A 21,946-nucleotide genomic window follows, 5' to 3' on the forward strand; every position below is an offset into this window, starting at 1 on the left:
TATTAGTTAAAAACTAATGACATAAACGCACCAACTGCTTGGCACACGATAGGACAAATGCCGCAACTGTTGTTACTAATTGGTCTTCCGGGCAGTGGCAAAACAACTTTAGCTAAAAAATTGCAAGCAGAATGTCCCCAGATGCAGGTAATTTCTACTGATGTCATTCGGGGGCAACTGTTTGGCAATGAAGCAATTCAAGGCCCGTGGCTGCTGATCTGGCGGGCAATTCAGGAGGAATTACAACAAGTCCTCGCCGCAGGTAAGACAGCAATTTACGACGCTACCAACGTCCAGCGCCGTCATCGCCGTGAGATTATCACCCTAGCCCGCGATTTAGGCTTTACCCACATTACTGGAATTTGGGCGAATACCCCAGTTTGGCTATGTTTGACACGCAATAAACGGCGTAGTCGCCAGGTTCCTGAAGATGTTATCTGGCGTATGCATCGCCAACTCCGGGATGCCCCTCCAAGCTTGGAAGAAGGTCTAGACTGCCTAATTCGCTTTTCAGAATCGCAGGAGTACGGAAATTGCACTCGGATTGTGAGCGAGAACCCCACTTGATTTTCTGTAATGTTTGTTAATTTAAAATCAGACTTTATTTGCTTGGCATTATACCTGGCAAAGAAGAGATCTCACATCTTAGAAAAAGAACATAACAGGAATTTTTAGAGGAGGCTGGTAGATGGCTGCAACCGACTTCAAAGACTATTACGCAATTTTGGGAGTTAGTAAAACTGCCAGTCCAGAAGAAATTAAACAAGCTTTTCGTAAATTAGCCCGCAAGTTTCACCCCGATGTTAACCCAAATAATAAACAGGCAGAAGCACGCTTTAAAGAAGTGAACGAAGCCTACGAGGTTTTGTCAGATCCAGACAAACGCAAAAAATATGACCAGTATGGTCAATACTGGAAACAAGTTGGTGAAGGCTTCCCATCCGGTGGCGCTGGTGTGGATATGAGCGGGTTTGACTTCAGCCAATATGGGAGTTTTAATGACTTCTTGAATGAGTTATTTGGTGGTGCTGGCCCTCGTAGTAGCCGCCAAAGTTATTCTTCTCGCACTTCCACAGGTAGACCTGGTGGTTTTGGTGGTTTTAATGATTTTGGCTTTCAAGATGTAGGTACGGGTGCAGGCGCGACCCAGGACAGCGAAGCTGCGATCACCTTGACTTTTGGAGAAGCTTTTGCTGGTGTCCAAAAGCGCTTCAGCTTGGGTAACGAAACGATAGATGTCCGTATCCCTGCTGGTGCGAAACCAGGTACTCGCCTGCGTGTACGGGGCAAAGGTCAATTCAACCCTATGACCCAACAACGAGGCGATTTGTACTTAAAGGTAGAACTTCAGCCCCATTCTTTCTTTCAGTTTGAAGGCGATAATCTTGTTTGTGAAGTACCAATCACCCCAGATGAAGCTACTTTAGGAGCATCTATCGATGTTCCAACACCCGATGGTTTGGTTAACGTCAAGTTACCGGCGGGAGTGCGTTCTGGCCAATCTCTGCGTTTACGTGGCAAAGGTTGGCCTTTAGCCAAGGGTGGACGTGGCGATCAGTTGGTGAAGGTGGCAATTGTCCCAGCAAAAGACCTCAGCCAGCAAGAGCGGGAATATTATGAAAAAATTCGGGCTATACGTACATATAATCCCCGCAGTCATTTGCAGCAGGTCAAGCTATAAAATCAGACCTCGCCTGAAGAATGTTAAGGGCGAATTGGTATTGGCGGCGCAAAGTCATCTCATGGCTCATTGGGATTGATTTTGCGTCATTAAAGCTCTCATCCGCGACTTAAAGGCTTCAATTGCCTCTGGGCTAGGTTGGGTAGTTTGCCAGGATGGACGTTGCATTAAGCGATCGCACCAAGTTTGGAGTTGGGGATAGTCTTCTAGAGCCAACCCCATTTGCGGAAGCCAGGGAATAGTACTACCAGCAACGATATCGGCATAAGTTAATTGCTCACTACCAAAGTATGGGCGATCGCCAATTAATTTCTCAAAAAAAGCTAGTACGGTTGCTGATTTTTGCTTTGCCTGCTCTATCTGCTGCGGATCGTTATCGCTCAAGCCAATCATTTGCCGAAACAATGGGTTTATGGCAGGCATTAATTCATTAATTGTCACCATTTCCACCATCCGCACGGTTGCTATGGCTTTCTCTGCTGTTGGTAACAAATTAGGCTTGGGATACTTTGCCTCTAAGTAGTCAAGAATAGCCAAGGATTCCACTACGCTAAAGTCATCATCAACTAACACTGGAATGTGATGGAAGGGATTGATCGCTAAAAATTCTGGTTTAAACTGATCGCCATCCAGCTTCATCTCTATCAGTTCAAATTCCAATTCTTTTTCTAGTAATGCAATCCACACGCGACGGGAGTTTGCAGAAATCAGGTGGTGATACAATTTGAGCATGGCTAAACCTAACAGTTTTTACTTGTAGGGTAAGCTTTTTCACTTCCTCGCTTTTATTGTATTACTTTATTGGTTTAATTTTCCTACTCCTGCCTATATCTAAAAGTTGGTAGCTCAGTCTGATAAGCTGTTTATATTTAATTTGCAAGCCGTTACTAAACACTTGCTATAGGCATCCTAATAAATCATTTGTGAAAGTTTTAAGCCCTGTATGGTGGGCACTGCCCACCATACCTATATTAAGCCTCTTAAATAAGTCTGTGATTTGGATATAAAAGCACAGATAAACACGGATGGTCACAGATAAATATCGGTGTTTATCTGTGTTTATCTGTGGTTAATTTTGGTATTATTTGTATTTTTGCTAAAAGTCAATTATAAAGATTAATATTAATCCTATACAAATTTTATTTAATTTTACATTTATAACAAAATATTCAACAAGTAAATTAAAATTTACTTGTTAATTTCTCTAAAGCAGATAACCTGGTAATTTAGTAAACATTGTTGTCTTTTAACTCAATTAAATTGTTTTAAGAGCGTTTCTATGCTGGCATTATGATCGATGAATGAAAAGAGATGTCTATAGCAGAGTTTGCCATCTTTATCTAATACAAATTGCGCTGGTAGGGGCGCTCCTAATGCTTGTCCTACTTTATAGGTACGAAATACGCGGCAACCGGGGTCGCTGAGTAAGGGCATTTTTAAGCCTAAGTCTCTGACAACTATTTGACTTTGCCTTTCGTCGGTGCTAGTAATCATCAAAACTTCTATGCCACAATTTTTAAATTGTTCGTAATTTTCATTCAAATCTTTGATATGAGGATAGCAAAAGGGGCAATACTGTTTTTCGGTAAATATGCGAGTAAAGGCAAGTAATATCGGTTGTTTGCCTCTATAATTTGATAGTTTAACTACAGTACCATTAGTTATATCTGGAAGTTGAAAATCTGTTGTTCCTATCCCTATCCTGAACTTATCTGTTGCGGGAACTGGCAGAAAATTGCGGAAAAAGCGCTCATTAAATAAGCCACTAAAATCAGTTGAAGTTAGCATATTTTATCCATAATTATTAAACTATAAAACAATAAAAACACAGATAGACACTAATTTGACATTGATTAATGTATATCTGTGTTTTATCAAAGTTTTGAGCGACGGCTTGCGCCGCTTAAACTTCTCTGTTCTGTGTGGTTTATCTGTGGTTTGTATTGATTTTGCTTTTAACTCCAATACAGTTTATTGGAGTTAAAAGCTACCGAAATCTAGACAGCAGAGAAGTAAACTTTGGACTTCACTGGGTCGGGAACCATTGTCTGATCGCCTGGTTGCCAACCAGCAGGGCAAACTTCGTCTGGGTGAGACTGAACATACTGAATGGCTTGCAATGTCCGCAGGGTTTCATCAACGCTACGACCAAACGCTAGGTTGTTGATAGTTGCGTGCTGGATGACACCATCTTTATCAATGATGAACAGACCACGCAAAGCAATACCTGCTGCTGGGTCAAGGACGTTGTAAGCTGCGCTCACCTCTTTTTTTATGTCAGAAACTAAGGGATAATTCAGGTCGCCGACGCCACCAGATTTGCGATCGGTTTGAATCCAAGCTAGGTGAGAGAACTCGCTATCAACGGAAACACCAAGAATTTCCGTATTAACTTTTTTGAATTCTTCGTAGCGATCGCTAAATGCTGTGATTTCGGTGGGGCAAACAAAGGTAAAGTCTAAGGGATAAAAAAATAGGACAACATACTTACCACGATAGTCGGAAAGCTTAACTGTCTTAAATTCTTGATCCACTACAGCTGTTGCTGTAAAATCTGGAGCCTGTTGACCAACGCGGAGGCATCCTTCCGTTCCGTAAGTGAGGGACATGAACTCTATTCTCCTTCAACTTATATACGTCTCTACTAGCGTTGGAATTCGGGTCAGGTAAAACTCACCCGTCCACGCTGTCACCCTTCGGGGAACACAGTCCCCTAGGTCGGGCTAACCCTTCCTTAAGGGCTGTCTCACAGTTTAATTACGATCTGTTACGACTATATCATAGTCATAACGATTTTGAGTAGCAAATGGCTAATTTAGATACAAGAGAATGGTTACTGACTAATGGATTGGGCAGTTTTGCCAGTGGTACGTTTTCTGATGTACGCACGCGCACTTATCACGGTTGGTTGTTTGCTGCTACAAACCCACCTTCTGAACGTAACCTGCTGTTTTCCCATTTGGAAGCTAGCCTAGAAGTAGTAGGGAACGTTGTTGCACTAGGAACAAATTACTGGAGTGTTGGCCGGATTGAGCCTACTGGTTACGCACTGCTGCGCTCTTTTGATATTAACCCAGTTCCAAAGTGGATTTGGGGTGCGGATAACTGGCAGTTAAGCAGACAATTAATTATGCCCTATGGGTTGTTGGAGAAGGAAAGCAGGGGAGAATTAAAATCTCTACTCTCCTGTGCCCAGTTTTGCCATCGCCTCTTAATTCAATATCGCTATGAGGGTAAGGATGTAGCTATTTTAAGGCTACGACTGCTGATTGGCGAGCGCGACTTTCACCACCAGCAAACTGCCAGTCCAGAATTACACTTTTCACAAATACTCTTGCCCCAGCAAGTTTGCTTACAAGCAATAATGGCTGGACGCTTTGGCACACTTTGGCATTTGCGCTGGACAAAAGGAGATTATCAACCAGATGCAGTGTGGTACTGGAATTATGGATTGCCAAAGGAAACGCAACGGGGATTAGGCGACCATGAAGACCTTTATAGCCCTGGTTACTTGACAGTTACTCTCCAACCAGGAGATACAGTAACTCTAGAAGCACGAGTGGGTTTTCCTGATCCCCAACAAGATCCCCTTAGCTGTGAAACCTTTGTCGAAGCGGTGGAAATAGAGCAAGAAAGGCTATCTCAAATTTTTGGATGGGGTCAAGGAGGGACTACTGAGGTAAAATTTTCCCAACCACAAAGCGAAGCGATCCCTGCGATTTGGCAGCAACTACTACGCGCCAGCGATCAGTTTATCGTCTATCGCGCCTCAATTGCTGGACCCACACTGATTGCTGGTTATCACTGGTTCAATGATTCTGGGCGCGATACTTTGATTTCTCTACCAGGGTTGGCACTAGTCCCACAACGCTTTGAGCTAGCCAAAGGACTGCTGCAAACTTTTGGGCATTACTGTCGCCACGGTTTAATTCCTAATGCTTTTCCTGATGTTGGCAGCGAACCTTTTTACAACAGTATCGATGCATCTCTATGGTGGATTGAAACTTTAGGAATTTACTTAGAGGCTACCCAGGACTGGCAGTTTTTGGCAGAGCAATTTCCAATAGTGCAGCAAATCTACAAAGCGTTTGTAGGTGGTACACGCTACAATATCCAAGTTGATGCTACTGATGGGCTGGTTAGTTGGGATGCTGTTGGTGTTGCCCTAACCTGGATGGATGTGGTTGTTGGAGGGCAACCTGTTACCCCCCGTCGCGGTAAGCCAGTTGAAATTAATGCTCTGTGGTATTCCGCTCTATGTTGGATCAGCCAGTGGGCAGAACGTTTAAGTCAGCTTCAGTGTGGCAGTTCTTCGGTACGTCTGAATAAGCAGGCACAGCGTTATGCCCAGCAAGCACAACAGGTAAAAGCTTCTTTGCAAAAGTTCTGGAATCCCAAGCTCTGCTACTTGTACGACACTATTGAGCCAGATGATCGCCGCAATTCCCAGATTCGTCCCAATGCAGTTTTAGCACTATCGCTACACCACTGTGGGTTTTCTCAACAACAAGCAAACCAGGTACTGAAGGTGGCAACTTCTAGGCTGCTCACCCCCTACGGACTTCGCACTCTTGATCCAGCCGATCCAAAGTATCTAGGTAAATACCTTGGCAACCCAGAGGATCGCGATCGCGCTTACCACCAAGGCACTGTTTGGAGTTGGCTAATTGGGCCATTTATCCGCGCTTGGCAACGTTTTTACCCAACAGAAGCACTGCCCTTTGATTGGCAACCCTTGCTCGATCACTTCCGCTTTGACGCTTGTCTTGGCTCTATCTCAGAAATTTTTGATGGCGATGAGCCTCACACACCTAGAGGGGCGATCGCCCAAGCTTGCTCAGTTGCTGAAATTATCCGCCATTTACCCAAGCCTTAGTTTTAAGTTCTAAATACCAACTCAAAAACTTTTAATTGGATCAGGTCGCAACTGGACTAATGCATTTACATAAAAAAAGGCTTATGGTCATTAAATGACGACCGTAGGCTGAACTTTTACAAATTAATACTTTTTTAAGTGGCTCAGGTCTGACTTGAACAGACGACCCCAGGCTTATGAGTCCCGTGCTCTAACCAACTGAGCTACTGAGCCATTTTTTATTCAACGTTTCTAACTATATCATAAAACTTTTGTCATTGCTAGTCTAGCTGGCAATAAATTTTTAATTTGAGGTTGAGAGAAGACCCACCTCTTATTAGGATAACAAGCAAAAGAGGGAGTTTGGCTCCCTCCACCAACAAGGAAAAATTGGATTCTAAACAGGCAGAAATTAGACGCGGTTCGCCAACAAAGCGATAGGATTAACTGCACCCTTGCCTGCTGCATGGATTTCAAAATGGGTGTGTGGGCCAGTGCTGAAGCCAGTGCTACCCATAAGCGCAATTGTTTCTCCTTGACGTACCTGTTGGCCTGCTTGCACTAGAATCTTGCTGTTATGACCATAGCGAGTCATACTGCCATCAGGATGGCGGATATCCACAAGGATGCCGTAGCCACCATTGTTCCAACCAGCCTTTTCTACCACACCGTCAGCAGAAGCATATATTGGGGTGCCAACGGAGTTAGCAACATCAATTCCCTTGTGCATTCTGCCCCAGCGCCGGCCATAGCCTGAGGTAAGGACACCTTTTGCTGGCCAAATATAAGCTACGGATGAGTTAGATGGGGGAGGTATGGTTTCGTCGAGCGGTTTGGGCAAGTATTGATCTACTGCTGCCAAAGGTGGTAACCCTGGAGAGACTACAGTTCCTCGCATCTTTCCTAAAGAGTCAGAAGCATTGACACCGATAGGAGGAGTTGCCAACCTAGCGCCAGATATATTGCGACCAGGGGCTTGGTTAGATAAAAATTCTGGGTTTACTGGCTCTTTGGTAGGTTGAGTTGCACGGTATAGGGGCTTCATCGGTTGGGAGCTAAAGTTAGTGATCCCAATAGGTGAAGGCACGGGAATTTGTACTGCATTTCGTGGAGAAGTAGGGCTAGTCACCGCAAAATTGTTCGGATTAGGCACAGTAAGCGGAACCGCAGCCTTATTGCTTTCAGTAGCGACTGGTATAACTACACCGGCTTGTTGGGCACGGTATTTTTCCCGCAATCTCTGAATTTCTGCTTGTAGCCCCTGAAGACGCTCATTATTTTTGGTGCTTGCTAGCTTTTGCGGTTGTTGATTTAACTCGCTATCTCGAATAACTTGTGGTACCGGAGTTTCACCACCTACACCATAAGAGCCAGGGGAACTGGGGGCTGTTTCTGGAGCGATCGCAGTATTTTCTGGAATTGCGGTATTTTCTGGAATCTGAGCGATCGTAGTTACTGGGGTCGGCACAGCAACAATGTTGTTAGTAACGACTGGTAACTGTGACGCAGCAGGTAGATTTAAATCGCTGCTAGCTGTATTGACAGAAGATATAACTACCTTGGGAGTAGCATTTGTCTGCACCACAGAGGGGTTAATTGCTGAAGCGGACGCACTTGCAATGCTGCGCTCAACCCCAGCAGATGGAATTATCAGTTTTTGGCTGATTTGCAGTTGATTAGGATTGCTAAGATGATTTGCCTTGGCTAATTCTGAGATAGAAGTACCGTAATTATTTGCGATCGCTGCTAATGTATCTCCAGGTTTAACTTCGTAGGCAACAGCAGCCGAGGGTGGGGCAACTTTTAGTGTCACTGGTGTAGAGGGCACTAAAGGCGCACTAGCAACCTTTGCCTGTTTTAACTTCGATATCAGGCTAGTTTTGTTAGTATCAGTGAGTGTTGACGACTGCTCTGTTACAGCGTCGCTTGTGTTGATTTGTGGCACTTTCTCAACTGCCGCTATCGGCTGTGCCAACTCAATGCTAGCTTGTGATAACTTTTTGGTCTCCCCAGACCGCAACTCCGCCAGACTCTTTCTTAAACGGTTCGATTTCTCTTGTAAGCGATTCAATGCAAACTCTTGTTGCGCCTTCAGTTGAGCATTAACTTCACTGCTGGCAGCTGTATCCTCTGTTGTTATTTGTGTGGAGGATGTAATTGGACTACCAACAACACCATTAGCACTAGAGAGTTGCTGTACTATTCCCAGCTGGTTGGCTGTTTGCCGGCCCGATAAAACTTGAGGCTGCTGGTAGACGGGCATTTTATTAATTGCTGTTGCTCTGGCAGATGCTTGTGATGCAGCAATTTGCATGGGCATTCCTTTTGCCGCAACCTGCAATTGAGCTTCAAGCCCAGGCACCTGTGAAATTGCTGTTGGTTCGACTATGACAGCATTTTCCGGCAAACTTGCTGATAAGACGGTTTTGGTCTCCAGCTTTGCGGGGACAAATTTCATCTCGGTGTCAGGAGCAGCAGGAATTGTTGAGGCTGCCTTTTGGCTGCCTACAGGAGCCGCTGCTTGGGCTTGATCGCTTTGTCGAGTCACCAAAAGACTGGTTGCTCCCATTGAGATTGCCAAGCCAATCATGGCGGCTTTTGTCCGCACCCGGTGGTTATTTTTTGAATTAACAATGTTTAACTGTTCTACCGGGACACCATCGCTGCTGGGGGTATTTTTCAGCACAGCCTTTACTCTCTTTTTCAATGCTCGTTTCAAAGACGACCTCCTATGATCACTAGCGCTTAACTGACCTCGATATTTTTCAGTCTGATACTAGTCAATGATTTAGATCACATCGAAAGATAGATCAAGATCACACCCACCAGAGATACTTACGCAAGATTAACCTGCTTCTCTGATTTAGACAAGTTCACACCTTTTAGCAAAACTTAAAATTGCTGTGCTGACTTGTCCGTTCCACTCCTCACACCCTAGGATTTGTTGCACTTTGCAGTTGTCTGTGCTGCTCTTGCTGAAATTGCAGGGACTAGACATCACACTTTGCTAGAACCACTATTGCTATCAACAATTGAGTTGCTACGACTTTTAGAAAGGCAATTCCCCCTGCTGTAGATATCTTCAAGATATTTTTAGACAATCCGTCTTCCAACACGAGACTTTACGTTGTTTATTCCCTAAAAGGCAACCGTATAAACTCACAGCTAATTTTACGGTTCTTCCAAATCCTAATGAAACCAAAAACCTTTAAATGCCCTTTAAGACTAGCTTTTAAGGTTTTTGTTCCCCATGTCTAGATAATTGAAATTCATCAAAATCTATCATTCAAATTTGGAATCGTCTCGTGTTTCCTATACAAATTTCTTATATAAGCCCATACTTATTTGTCAGCATTTTTGACCTTGTTTTAGAGCAACTTTCACAATCAAGTATACCCATTCCCCTTTTTATAGCTGTAACAACGGATATTGTTGTTCAGATAAATTACTTATTTAGATTGAGTACCAAAATTATTTTAAGTATTTTTACTTAGAAATAATAGATTGACCTACTGTAAATAACCTAACTGACGACGAGCTTCAAACAAACCCACTGCTACACTTACAGAAAGATTTAAACTGCGAACTTGTGGTTGAGCCATAGGAATGTAGAGGGTAGCATCACAAGCTGATAGAACTATTGATGGTAAGCCAGTGGTTTCACTGCCAAACAGCAACCAATCATCAGTTTGAAATTGAAATTGGCTATAATTCAAACTACCGCCAACACTAAAACCTAACCATCTACCTCCACGCTCCTGATGCAGGTTTTTAAAAGCTTCTAGTGATTCGTGATAATGTAGCTTGACATAAGGCCAGTAATCTAAACCAGCTCTTTTGAGGTAGCGATCGCTAATTTCAAACCCTAGAGGCCCTACCAAATGTAATTCTGTGCCAGTAGCAGCACAAGTACGAGCAATATTACCTGTATTAGGGGGAATTTGCGGGTTGACTAAAACTACCTGGGGCATTGTTCAGTGTCGAGAATGTATTTTAAAAAACAAAGCTTAAACTTGCAAATTCTATCAGAGGATTTAAGTTATCTATAGGTTTTCTTAATAATTATCAAGCAATATCTAACGATTAGATTTTTAAAACAGAGAAAAGACCTTTTAGAGCAATATTTGAGAGTGTTTTTCACTAAACTCACCAAATACTAACTTTTTTGAATATCATCTGGTAGTGTTTTATGTCATTAATTACGAGGGCTTATGAAAGTTCGTAGCTAGGGCTTTAGCCTTTGATTTTGAGCAATTTATCGCTCACTACGAACCTCTCGTAATTAATGTGGTCGAGTAGTAGCTGTTCTTATAAAGCCCTTCTCCGTTCGGAGAAGAGTAAGGCTTACCGTAGGGTTGGGTGCATACTTCAAGGCGGTAATGCTTATTTATGAGAGGCTGCAACAACGCGAATGCGTCTATGTTTATCTAGCCGCATCCTTCTTACTGTTGGCGAAAGTATTGCGTATAAGACAATACAGTTCAGATAAGTCTGTTTTTTCTTCCCCCTGTTCCCTTGCCTCCATAGAGGAACTTTCTTAACTGAACCGTATTGGCGTATAAGAAGCATTTTTCTACAGTCTAGAACGCAAAAAGCACAAAAGAAAAAACAGGCAATTTGCCTGTCCTTAAATTAATTAATTAGCAAAGAATTTAGAAATTCATTTCTGCTGCTTGGACTTTCTCAACCTGCCTCTTCTTCAAGACCAGCATGACTTGAGCCAACATTACAAGTGCAATGAATGCAATTAACCCTTTGATTCTATTAGCATCTTGCAATACAATCTCTGCATCTTGTTGACCAAATCCACCAACGTTAGGATTGTTGGTTAAAGCATCACCTGCTTTTACTGCTTGCCCCTCAGAAACAATCAGTTCTGGCCCTAAAGCAATCGTATCAGAGACAACTTCACCAGAGTCGGTTTTGATGCTTACAGCATACTTAACGTTACCGTCTTCATCTTCTTCTTTAGCAATCTTGCTAATTGTGCCAGTAGCCGAAGCGCTGTAAACAGAGTTGTTGCTCTTCTCACCAGTTGGGTAAACTTGTCCGCGTCCCCGGTTTGCACCTAAGTGAACTGAATATTTACCGAAGTGGATGTTTTTATCGGTTGCGGGGTTAGGCGAAAGAACTGGGAAGACGATTTCCTGATACTGTTCACCTGGTAGGGGGCCGACGATGACAACGTTGTCTTTATCTTCACTGTAGGGTTGGAAGAAAACATCGCCGACTTCTTCCTTTAACTCCTCAGAAATACGTTCTTCAGGAGCAATCTTGAAGCCTTCGGGTAGCATCAATACCGCACCGACGTTTAAGCCGACTTTGGAGCCATCAGCACCAACCTGCTGCAAGCTGGTATCGTAGGGGATTTTCACTACTGCTTTAAACACAGTATCAGGTAGCACTGATTGGGGAACTTCCACTTCTGCCGGCTTTGCTGCTAGGTGACAGTTGGCACAAACGATTCGCCCAGTTGGTTCGCGGGGTGTTTCTGGATAGGTTTGCTGTGCCCAGAAAGGATAGGCAGCAGCAGCTTGGGGAAGGGCTAGATCGCTGGTGAAGAAAAATGTCACGGTAGCGATCGCTATGAGCAATGTTTTTACTATTGCTCTAGTACTGCGAGTTAACCTCGCTGTTGTAAAAGCATTTCTCATCTCTGTAGGGGCAACGATTCTCTCATAAATTAGTCATTGGTTATTAGTCATTGGTCGTTAGTTATTAGTTATTAGTCAAGAGCCTAAATTTATACTCTTGACTTTCAACTTAGAGCTAACAACTCAGCACTGATTAAGCCCACCAAGGTGCATCGCCGGTGCGGAAGTCGGTTTCATTCCAAGGAGTTAAGACAACTTTGTCGTCTTCTACTTTGGTATGCGCCAAAGGCAAAGAAAGCGGTGCTGGGCCCCGGACAACCTTACCAGTTGCGTCATATTGGGAACCGTGACAAGGACATTTAAACTTGTTCTCAGCCACATTCCAGGGGACAACACAACCTAAGTGGGTGCAGATGGCATTAATACCGTAATCGCCGATCGCTTCTTTGCTTTCTACTACAAGATAAGTCGGGTCGCCCTTGAGTCCCTGAACTAGGGAGCGATCGCCTACATTATGGCTTGCTAGAAATTTACTGACGCTAACATCGTTGCCCAGTTCATCTTTTGCCGTTGTACCGCCACCAGTGCCACCTGTAGCAGGTGGAATAAAATACTTGACAACGGGATACAATGCACCCAGAGCCACTCCAGTGACGGTTCCAAAAGTGAGCAGATTCATGAATTGACGACGCCCCATATCGGGCACGTCTGCTGATTCAGAAAATTGAGCCATAATCTACGCGCTCTTTGTGTATTTTGTTAAGCATTTTGATAAGAGTACTAATAGTTAAGTAGCTCTTATCTGAGTCGAAATGCTAACGCCCACAAAAATGCCATACTTCTCTGTTCCAAGATATTTCTAGCATCTTTTCTGTTAGCATTACATTTCTTTATATCCTTATCATACTTGAGTTACGGAACTTAACATCATAACTAAATGTAAAATTCAATCTAAGACAACCTATGACAGGACAAGAATTACGTCAACTGTTGCTTGATAAGTGGGGACGCTCTTATGATGTCCAATTGCGCCGCTCCCAAGGCAAGATATTTCTGCAAGTAATGTGGAAATATTTAGAGCAAGCCTCTTTTCCCATGAGTGAAGATGAGTATCAAACCCATCTCGATACCATTGCCAGTTACCTTCATGCTTTAGGTGGGACAACACAAGTGCAAATATTTATTACACAAACACGCGATCGTCCGCGACTTGGCAAAGCTGTGAGCATTCCTCTTGATTTGGGTGAGCGTTCTTCAGAATGGATATTATGATTTGCTCTTATCTTTATACCTTGTCTATTAATAGCTTTAACAATAAGCTCATAATTTCTATATAGATTTTAAATATAGGGCTTACTATAAATTTTTTTGCCAATAAAATATCCCTCTCTAGCAAAATTAAAGTAACTTCCTCATCATCTAGAATGATTCCTAATATCAACTAGTAATTAATAATTCGTAATCAAACAATTCAGATTTAATTTCGTAATTCATAATGACAAATAATATTGACAGGGTGCGAATCATCTTTATTGAAAATCACGAATTTATCCGTAGGATGAAAATTACGAATTACGAATTACGAATTATCAATTACGAATTATTATTTGCCTGTCAGCCTCACTAGACCAATACCACCGAAATAAAGCCCTAGTACTGCTCCTGCTAAAAGACTTTGGGTCAGGGGGTCAGTTGAAGGTGTAAGGATGGCACCTAAAACAACTGCTCCTATAATCACGTAACGCCAACCCGAAAGCATTTGATTAGAAGAAACAATTCCCAAAGCACCTAGCAAAAGTTGGATTACAGGAATTTGAAATGCTAAACCAGTGCTGAATAACAACAACAAAACAAATTCAAAATATTTTTCAATCGACCACAGTTGTTCTACTACATCTGCACCGTAACTGATAAAGAAGTTTAAAGCTGCGGGGATAAGGAGAAAATAAGCAAATACTAACCCTGCGGCAAACAGCACACTCGACCCCAAAACTACAGGCCCTAACAAGCGGCGTTCGCGGCGAGTGAGTCCGGGGAGAACAAATTGGATAATTTGGAAAAGGATAAAGGGGCTAGAAATTAATAAGCCGCTGTAGGCTGCGACTTTCAGGGAAACAAAGAAATATTCTCCTGGCGCAAGTTGGAGAAATTTTATTCCTTGTGCGGGAACTTCCAATAGCTGGACAATTGGCCTGACGTAAAAGAAACAGCCGACAATACTTATTACGGACACAATTAGCGCATAAAAAATTCGTTGTCGCAACTCCTCTAGGTGGTCGAAAAACGACATTTCGATTTCATCTGGCAACTCATCAAGAGGATCAATCTCTGAGTTGTCATATTCTTCCGTATCTATATCGGGAGAATTTGAGGCAGCTGCATCTGGGTATTCCCCTGGTGAATCGGATTGCGGTACAGTGTCTAAGTCTTGTGGCGTCATGAGTCAGCTATTAGGCAACATTTGTTAACTATTTTATCTGGGGAAGCAGCAAGCAAGACAGGTTTTTAGTTACTTTGCAACTTCGATAAATTTTTACCCAACATCTTTTTCGTTAAAAATGTTAGGTTGACTTTTAAGTAAAAGGCTTGTGTCTCCTGATTAGGTAAGTTACCGAGGCAGCGCCTTCGGGGGGTTCCCATGAAAGTTCCTGCCCTACCGGAAGCCCTACGGGTGTCTACAAGTATGGTGTGAACGGACTGCCTCCCAGTTGTAGCGACTGCCGTTCCGTTATAGACGCGCGAAGGTAGGCTCCCGCACAGTGGTAAGTAGGGCGGCACGGAGATAAAAGCGTGCTATGAGGTATTGCTCGCATCTAGCAAACTCTGCCGTCTTAGCTTTTGGAATTTTTAGCTGATTTGCCTATTATTTTTTGCTTCAGCACATTACTGCGTCGGCAATTTTGGGTGTGTCTTTGAGTATTGTCCTACTAAAGCAGAAATTTCTGGATTGTAAAGTCTTAAATAATTCCAATAGTTACCTAATACTTGACGGACATAATTTTTGGTTTCGTCAAAAGGAATTTTTTCGACAAATTCATCTGGATCTTGTGTAGGCAAAGTTTGCAGCCATTTGGAAACATTACCTGGGCCAGCGTTATAACTAGCGATCGCTAACAGGGAGTTATTACTATATTGCTGATGCGTATGATCCAGATACCAAGTCCCTAACATAACGTTATCGTTGGGATTTTCTAGGTTAATTGTTTTGAAATCCAACTTGATTTGGGGGGCAATCCATTTAGCTGTTGATGGTAATACTTGCATTAAGCCAGAGGCATTAGCAACAGATTTGGCTCTAGATTCAAACCGAGACTCTTGACGGATAAGAGCAGTCACTAATAAAGGATTGAGTTGGCGGTCAGTAGACCACTTTTCAATTTCTTGGAGATAAGGAAATGGATAACGGGCTTGCCAGTAAGTTACCTGTTGACTAAGAGTTTGATATTGGGCTTGTTCTTCTGGTATTTCTCGGTCTTCCAATTTAGAAATTGTGTCAATTCCTAACTTATTTTCTCCCCTTACTAGCTGCATCAAGCCCTGAGTAAATTGTTCTGCAACTGTAGGCTGGTCTTTATTTTGGAATTCTGTCTCCCATTGCAACCAAGCATCACGGTCTTGACCGAGTAGATACAATTCTTTAAAAGTCTCAGAACCAGCGGTAGGCACAGGACGCTGAGGTGGGATAATTTCCGGGTTCATTTGGCGCAGGGTATTAAAGTTACCAACATTCAGCCCCAGAATTGCTGCCGATCGCCATGCATAGTAAGAGTAGGGAAATTCGCCAATTACATATTCATAAGCGGCTTTAGCTTCTTCCTGCTTTCCTAAGTTAGTTGCCCATTTACCCACCCAAAAACCTGCTCTAGGAGCCAATATACTTTTTGGATTGTTAGTAGTAATTGGTTCTGCCCATTGCCAAGCACCTGCATAATCTCTAGCTTTTGCTTTTTCTTGGGCTATTTTCCAACGATACTCTGCCGCTTCGTCAGAATTTCCATATTTGGCTATGAGTAATTGCCATGCCTGCTCCGCTGACTGATTATCCTTGAGGGCTTGGAAAATTTTGGCTTTTTCTACGAGTGCCTTACCAGCTAAATCTGGAAATTGATTAATTACTTGATCAAGATAAGGCAGAGCATCTTTACGGGTTTTTGCCATTTCTGCTAGACGCAGCAAGGCAGTCCCAGTTTCTTTAGCTTCTGGAAATTTTTGTACTAGTTGTTGATAAGTGGCGATCGCTTTTGCCTGTTCTTTGCCTGCTACTTGCAAACCGCGGCCAATACGGTAGAGGTTGCGAGCTGTCTTGGGTGCTCTGGCATAAGCTTTTGCTGCTTTTTCAAATTGATTATTTGTCCAGTAAGCTGTACCGATAGTTTCCCAATCTTCAAGCTTGATAGTAAATTGCTTTGTTAGGTCATCCAATACCTCAACTATTCCTGGTTGATCTGCGGCATATTTTGCCAAAATCAACTGTAATTGCGGCTGATTAGGATTTATTTGCAATCGCTGGCGGATAATTTCCCAAGTTAACGGATGAGAGGGAAATTGAACGATCGCTATGTCCTGTAACTTCGGTTGAGCAATCAGATAAATCGCTTTAGCTGTGGCTGCTTCTTTGGGATACTGTTTGAATACTTTTTGTCTAAGATCTGAAGCTTTGCCGTCTTCGCCGAGCATATCCTGTGCTTGCGCCTGTTTCAGCAAAATGTAGGGAGCTAGGATAGGATAGTCTTTCTCTAGCCCTTCGAGTAAACTTAGCGCTTTTCTTGCTTGCGTTCTTTCAATGTAATCACTGGCCAATAGATAACGCGCACGGTTTCGGTCTGCCGAACGAGAATTTTGGGCGATCTGTGCTAATTTTGCCGCCCGTTCTGGCAGAGATTGTGATATCAGCGGGTAAACGGCTGATGTAGCTTTTGTTGCTTCAGATATTTGCTCAGAGTGATTACTGCCATGTTTTAGCCATTGCCCCAAGGATTTCCCAATCTCAGGTGCTGAAACCATTGCCCCGGCTAAAAAGGCGGCTAGCCCTGCCCCGGCAATTATAGGAATTGGATTTTTTTTTAGCTGCTTCAGCATTGATACTCGCTGAAAATTTTAGATTAATTTCTTGAAACTTTAACATTACTCATGGGCAATGTTGCCACTTTTTCATTTTTGGTTTTTAATTTTGTAACAAACAGTGCAATTTTATCAATTCTAGCTTTTTCGGGTGCTGGGCTTTGTTTTAGCGCCTACTTTATTCTATGGCATCTATCTATAAGGATATAATGCTCTAATTTTAGGTGAGCAGATAACGATTGCGTGCCTTTAATAATCCTAAACACACGTTTTTCCTTGATTTTTTTATATATTATTTCATCATTTACCCTGCTGCCAAAACCCTTGTGTTTCTTATATATTAAAGCGCAATTATGCTATTAAAATCCAAAATAAATATAAATTATATATTTTATTATCAGTGTATTAAAACCAAGAGACAGATGAAACCCAAATTCACGGCTAAAAGTTTATTTTACGCCTCGGTCGCAAAGACGCAAAGAAGAACGTAAAAAAGGCTTTTACAAAAGGTATTGTAAATATTTTTAAAATTTGACAAATAGCAATTACGTGTATGAGAATTTCCTGAGTGCAGTTAATAAAAATCCCCCGTATTTTAACCAGGGGATGAATTTAACGTTTTGCTAATTCTGGAGTACGCCCCTTCAAACCGATCATTAACTTGAGAATAAATATTTTGAGTGCAGGCACTCGCCGCACAATCGATAAACCGATACGGCGAACTATTAACACAGGTAAGAAGTTATTAGAAAACATCCGATCTAACAAATCGGTGAAACCTAAAATTGTCAGGTTCTCTCGCTGACGCCAGCGTTCATAACGTTTGAGTATCCTAATGTTGCCAATATCTTCACTAGCTGCGTTTGCTGTTTGTAGCACTTGCGCTAAAGCAGCTGCATCTCGAATCCCCAGATTTAAACCTTGTCCACCAACGGGATGACAATTGTGTGCTGCATCACCAATTAATGCCAATCGGGGTAAGACATAGCGATCGCTTTGCATGAGTTGTACTGGAAAAATAAAGCGATCGCCCAATAATTTCAACTTACCCATCTGATTGCCATAACGACGAGTTAGTTCTGCTAAAAATTGCTCATCATCTAAGGCACATAAGGCTTTTGCTTCTTCGTGCGGTGCTGTCCATACAATGCGGCAGCGGTTCCCTGGTAAAGGTAAAATCGCAAATGGCCCACTAGTCCAGAATTTTTCGTAGGCAGTATTGTTGTGGGGTTTTTCTGGCTGAACAAAGGCTACAATGCAGGACTGCCAATATTTCCAACCCAAGGTTTTAATACCCGCAGCTTGGCGAATAGGCGATCGCGCCCCATCTGCGGCTACCAATAATTTACTTCGGACTGTTCGGATCTCCTCAGCCACCTTAATATCTATGGCTACTATGTCCTGGTGATACTCTGTGTTTACCACCTCAGCGGGACATAAGTACGTTACATTTGGACAATCTTGGACAAACTCCTGCAAGGGCTGCAACAGCGCTTGGTGTTCCGCCACATAACCCAACTCTGGCGTACCTAAATCTGCTGTTTCAAATTCTACCACCTCGGAATAATCAGCATCAGAAAGGCGAACACGGCTATATTTGGCGATTTGAGGCAGAATTTTGTCCCAAATTCCAATTCCCTGATAAATTAGCGCCGACAGCATATGAATCGCGTATGCTTGTCCTTTGGCTACTGCTGCTGATACTACTTTGGCTTCAACCAGGAGTATAGTCAAGCCGGAATCTTTTAAAGCAGAGGCTAGGGTTAATCCAATAATCCCGCCGCCTACAATTACCAAATCATAATCATATCCCCGTTTGTCTGTTGGTGTTTGGGGAGGGTTTAAGGTTTGAGCAAGCTGTGTTAGCGGCATTGTTAAGACAAATTACAGCATCTTAACTATTATTCTTACGCGATCAGGCGGTCTAGAGCAAGTTAATCGGGTTGAATATACGATTCCTATTTAATTTTTGAACATATACGTAGCAGTAGTAGGGTGAGCAATGCCCACCTAGCCCTGTCAAGGTGACATTAAAGCATCTCTAAAAATGTCAAAAATTGCGTATCGATTGAGGTAACGGTCAATTTGACATTTAATCCGTCACTTCTTGCCAAGCACCAATTATCAATAAAATAAAATTGTTGACAAAAATGATGATTTCTAACAAGCCCCAATGCGATCGCAAAAAATAATTTGACCGAAATCAAGGTTTTTGGGATACTTGTAACCACCTTGGCAGGGCTAGCATTGCCCACCCTACACTTGAAGCTCAAAAAAACTATTGAGAACTGAAATAAGCATTGCTTCTAGATATTGCTTATAACTTAATTGATTTACTTGATTTTGGTAGTCTTCGTAAACTAAGAACTACAAAAAGCCTACTACCAATGGCAGCAGGCTTAAATGGTATAGTGTGTAGTTACGGGAAAATCAAAAATAAATCATATATCTGTTAGGCAAGGAAGTTAGCAGTAACTATTTCTTCATTAAGGCAGCTACATAGTAGCCTCAAATCGGAGGGCAGCAAGAGATGGAGCCAGGATTTAAGCTCAAGCTAACTTCTCTATTTGAGATTTTTCATCTCATGAAGCAACAGACTATAACAGTATGGCAAAAGGGTGCAAAATTATCTTGTTATTTTTGTAAATTTTCTATGTAGTTTTCTAATGTTTTCTCTGTCCAAATAATTTTGACTGGTAGCTACCTCATTTGACAGCGCACTATATTTATATCAATTAAATATTTATCAGCTAAGGTTCAATTAATACTATTTCATACTCATGTAGCTACAAATAGAAAGTAAAAAAATAGCTGAGGAATCGGGTTTTGTTTTTGAAAAAATTTCCTACTCTTAAAGCTTAAATGTAGGTTGGGCAATGCCCAACACCAAATGCTTCAAAGGATCGCGGCGTTCCTCCACAACCAATTAAGAATCTGGTTAGGGAGGGACGCCGCTTTGGGATTCTTGACTTTTAAGATGTTCTTACAGGATTAGGTATGGTTTTGAATCCCCGTCCCTAATTCCTAATCCCTAATCCCCAATTCAACTGTTCCTCAGTTACCCAAGCACCGTGGAATCCGTAAGGTACTCGCTGGGGAATTAATACCCGTGCTACAGGTTCACCTGTTACATCTTGGGCATTGACTACTATTAACTCAGAAGTTGCGGAACCTTCATCGTAGACAAAAGTGATCAGCCAGCCTTCATCTTCAGCGGTTGCATCAGGACGTGGCGCAAATACAGCTTCACCGCCGTAACGTCCCCGGCCAAATTCATGGGTTTGGGATTGACCACTGCTGAGGTCGTATTTAATTACACCCTCAAATAAAGGTACGATACTGTTTGCCATTTTGCCAGCGTAGCCATATCGTGTTTGTCGCCCCAAAAAGTTTTCGTTAACGCGGGGAAATTCCGCAGCCACATCATCTAACTTTTCTTCGCGTACTGACCCTGTTTTCAGGTTAAATCGCCACTGATGTAAGTAGGGAATATCTCCTTGAGAATCAATTTCCGTGTGTTCAGTAACTAAAACATTAGTGGAATTCATGCGACAGGCGACAAGAACCACTTCGTCTCCCTCTTCGTAGGCGTTGAGGGTATGGAAGACGTAGCAAGCCGGACTTTCAAACCAACGAATATTACTATTGTCGCCATAACGTGGCACAATACCAAAGCGGCTGGGGCGATCGCGCTCAAACATCATTAGCGGTTCTCCCTTTTGCATTCGTCCTGGTCTGAAAGTTAAGGGCAGATCCATAAAAATTGTGTAATTTTCGCTGATGGCAAAATCGTGCATCATCACGCCTATTGGTAAATCAATCGGCACTGTTCGCAACAATTCACCAGTTGCTGAAACCACACTATATTGCAGGTAAGGTGGCGTGAATGAATAGCCAAAAAACATCATTTCGCCTGTCACCGGATCTACTTTGGGATGGGCTGTGAAAGCAGAAACCAGCTTGCCATTATAAGTGTGTTCGCCAGTTGTCTTTAACTCAGGAACTTGAATGGCGTGAGGCGCACCACCTTCCCACAGCGCCAAAAGTTGGCCGCCATGCCACGTAAGCGCAGTATTGGCAACATTTTTGTAAGTACCGTGGTGGTTATCTATTTGCGGCGGTTCTAAAAGACCACTCCAGATAGCTTTACCTGCCTCATGCTCAATTTTCCATCCTGCTGTTTGTACGTAGCGATTACGATAACTGGCTTTGCCATTGCTAATTTGCACGCCGTGCAACATTCCATCCCCATCAAACCAATGGTATTTACCTATAGGTGGCCATTGAGGGTTAGGGCCATTACGTACAAACATCCCTGATAGTTCGGGAGGTAGCTGACCTATTACTTGCAAAGTGTCCGCAGTGATTTCTTCCCGGACTGGTGCAAAGTTGCCATCAAGATACGGATTAACTGCTGTTGTTGGGATAGTATTAGTCGTCATAGGGAGTAAATCTAAATCCGGCACTTTTCCTAATATATTAGCGATCGCCTTTTTCGTGCTGTGCAATACAGTTTGACTCCAGCCGCATACGGATACCAGGCAGTAAAGCATCTACCTGAAGTTAGATTAAATTAAAGTAATAAAACAGGCGATTGCGTAGCGCGCCCTGTTGCCCAACCGCACTCTGTGCGGCTACCTCAAAGCTCCGCTTTAAGGGAGCCTGTTCTGGAAGAACAGGCGTGTCTTCATACGGGCGATCGTAACTTTGCTTATTCAAAGTTGTAATATTTGCGATCTCTGACATGAGAATATC

At 42.8% G+C, this 21,946-nt stretch carries 16 protein-coding genes and 1 tRNA gene; 4 read left to right on the top strand and 13 right to left on the bottom strand.

The features are described from left to right. Positions 1–57 precede the first annotated feature (57 nt). Both AC5JL8_RS24810 and AC5JL8_RS24815 read left to right on the top strand, forming a co-directional pair. The gene (locus tag AC5JL8_RS24810; protein WP_495882337.1) at positions 58–567 is read left to right on the top strand and encodes an AAA family ATPase; all 510 of its coding nucleotides are present in this window, start codon (positions 58–60) and stop codon (positions 565–567) included. A 121-nt stretch (positions 568–688) separates the two neighbouring features. Beyond that, a complete protein-coding gene (locus AC5JL8_RS24815; RefSeq protein ID WP_495882338.1) occupies positions 689–1,681 on the top strand; it encodes a DnaJ C-terminal domain-containing protein in 993 nt (330 codons plus the stop codon). 66 nt (positions 1,682–1,747) lie between these two features. Here AC5JL8_RS24815 and AC5JL8_RS24820 read toward each other — a convergent pair whose 3' ends face one another. The 3 genes from AC5JL8_RS24820 to AC5JL8_RS24830 form a co-directional block, all read right to left on the bottom strand. Then, positions 1,748–2,413: a glutathione S-transferase family protein gene (locus AC5JL8_RS24820; RefSeq protein WP_495882339.1), complete on the bottom strand. Its 666-nt coding sequence runs from the start codon at positions 2,411–2,413 to the stop codon at positions 1,748–1,750. Positions 2,414–2,932: 519 nt separating this feature from the next. Further along, positions 2,933–3,469 carry a peroxiredoxin family protein gene (locus AC5JL8_RS24825; RefSeq protein ID WP_495882340.1) on the bottom strand — a complete coding sequence of 179 codons (537 nt, stop codon included), beginning with the start codon at positions 3,467–3,469 and terminating at the stop codon, positions 2,933–2,935. A gap of 209 nt (positions 3,470–3,678) precedes the next feature. Then, positions 3,679–4,290 (bottom strand): peroxiredoxin, encoded by a 612-nt coding sequence (locus tag AC5JL8_RS24830; RefSeq protein WP_495882341.1) that lies wholly within the window; start codon positions 4,288–4,290, stop codon positions 3,679–3,681. 197 nt (positions 4,291–4,487) lie between these two features. Between AC5JL8_RS24830 and AC5JL8_RS24835 the strand changes: the two genes are divergently transcribed. After that, positions 4,488–6,557: an amylo-alpha-1,6-glucosidase gene (locus AC5JL8_RS24835; RefSeq protein ID WP_495882342.1), complete on the top strand. Its 2,070-nt coding sequence runs from the start codon at positions 4,488–4,490 to the stop codon at positions 6,555–6,557. A 139-nt stretch (positions 6,558–6,696) separates the two neighbouring features. Here AC5JL8_RS24835 and AC5JL8_RS24840 read toward each other — a convergent pair. The 5 genes from AC5JL8_RS24840 to petC all read right to left on the bottom strand — a co-directional run bounded on the left by AC5JL8_RS24840 (position 6,697) and on the right by petC (position 12,863). Beyond that, a tRNA-Met gene (locus AC5JL8_RS24840) sits at positions 6,697–6,770 on the bottom strand. A gap of 178 nt (positions 6,771–6,948) precedes the next feature. Then, entirely contained in the window at positions 6,949–9,255 is a 2,307-nt protein-coding gene (locus AC5JL8_RS24845) for a peptidoglycan DD-metalloendopeptidase family protein (RefSeq protein ID WP_495882343.1), read from the bottom strand. Between the two features lie 790 nt (positions 9,256–10,045). Next, positions 10,046–10,507 carry a tRNA (cytidine(34)-2'-O)-methyltransferase gene (locus tag AC5JL8_RS24850; RefSeq protein ID WP_495882344.1) on the bottom strand — a complete coding sequence of 154 codons (462 nt, stop codon included), beginning with the start codon at positions 10,505–10,507 and terminating at the stop codon, positions 10,046–10,048. A 681-nt stretch (positions 10,508–11,188) separates the two neighbouring features. Beyond that, a complete protein-coding gene (gene petA, locus AC5JL8_RS24855; RefSeq protein ID WP_495882345.1) occupies positions 11,189–12,190 on the bottom strand; it encodes a cytochrome f in 1,002 nt (333 codons plus the stop codon). Between the two features lie 133 nt (positions 12,191–12,323). Then, positions 12,324–12,863 carry a cytochrome b6-f complex iron-sulfur subunit gene (gene petC, locus AC5JL8_RS24860; protein ID WP_495882346.1) on the bottom strand — a complete coding sequence of 180 codons (540 nt, stop codon included), beginning with the start codon at positions 12,861–12,863 and terminating at the stop codon, positions 12,324–12,326. Between the two features lie 230 nt (positions 12,864–13,093). On the opposite strand from petC, the gene AC5JL8_RS24865 reads away from it, so the two are divergent. Beyond that, positions 13,094–13,402: a DUF3067 family protein gene (locus tag AC5JL8_RS24865; RefSeq protein WP_495882347.1), complete on the top strand. Its 309-nt coding sequence runs from the start codon at positions 13,094–13,096 to the stop codon at positions 13,400–13,402. A 331-nt stretch (positions 13,403–13,733) separates the two neighbouring features. Here AC5JL8_RS24865 and tatC read toward each other — a convergent pair whose 3' ends face one another. From tatC to AC5JL8_RS24890, 5 genes are all read right to left on the bottom strand, one after another. After that, entirely contained in the window at positions 13,734–14,570 is an 837-nt protein-coding gene (gene tatC, locus AC5JL8_RS24870; protein WP_495882348.1) for a twin-arginine translocase subunit TatC, read from the bottom strand. Positions 14,571–15,013: 443 nt separating this feature from the next. Beyond that, the gene (locus AC5JL8_RS24875) at positions 15,014–17,209 is read right to left on the bottom strand and encodes a lytic transglycosylase domain-containing protein (protein WP_495882349.1); all 2,196 of its coding nucleotides are present in this window, start codon (positions 17,207–17,209) and stop codon (positions 15,014–15,016) included. Between the two features lie 594 nt (positions 17,210–17,803). Then, positions 17,804–19,063 (bottom strand): FAD-dependent hydroxylase, encoded by a 1,260-nt coding sequence (locus tag AC5JL8_RS24880; protein WP_495882350.1) that lies wholly within the window; start codon positions 19,061–19,063, stop codon positions 17,804–17,806. 1,145 nt (positions 19,064–20,208) lie between these two features. Beyond that, positions 20,209–21,618 carry a carotenoid oxygenase family protein gene (locus AC5JL8_RS24885; RefSeq protein ID WP_495882364.1) on the bottom strand — a complete coding sequence of 470 codons (1,410 nt, stop codon included), beginning with the start codon at positions 21,616–21,618 and terminating at the stop codon, positions 20,209–20,211. A gap of 136 nt (positions 21,619–21,754) precedes the next feature. Continuing rightward, positions 21,755–21,937 (bottom strand): hypothetical protein, encoded by a 183-nt coding sequence (locus AC5JL8_RS24890; RefSeq protein ID WP_495882351.1) that lies wholly within the window; start codon positions 21,935–21,937, stop codon positions 21,755–21,757. Between the last annotated feature and the right edge of the window lie 9 nt (positions 21,938–21,946).

This window comes from Mojavia sp. (assembly GCF_059505145.1).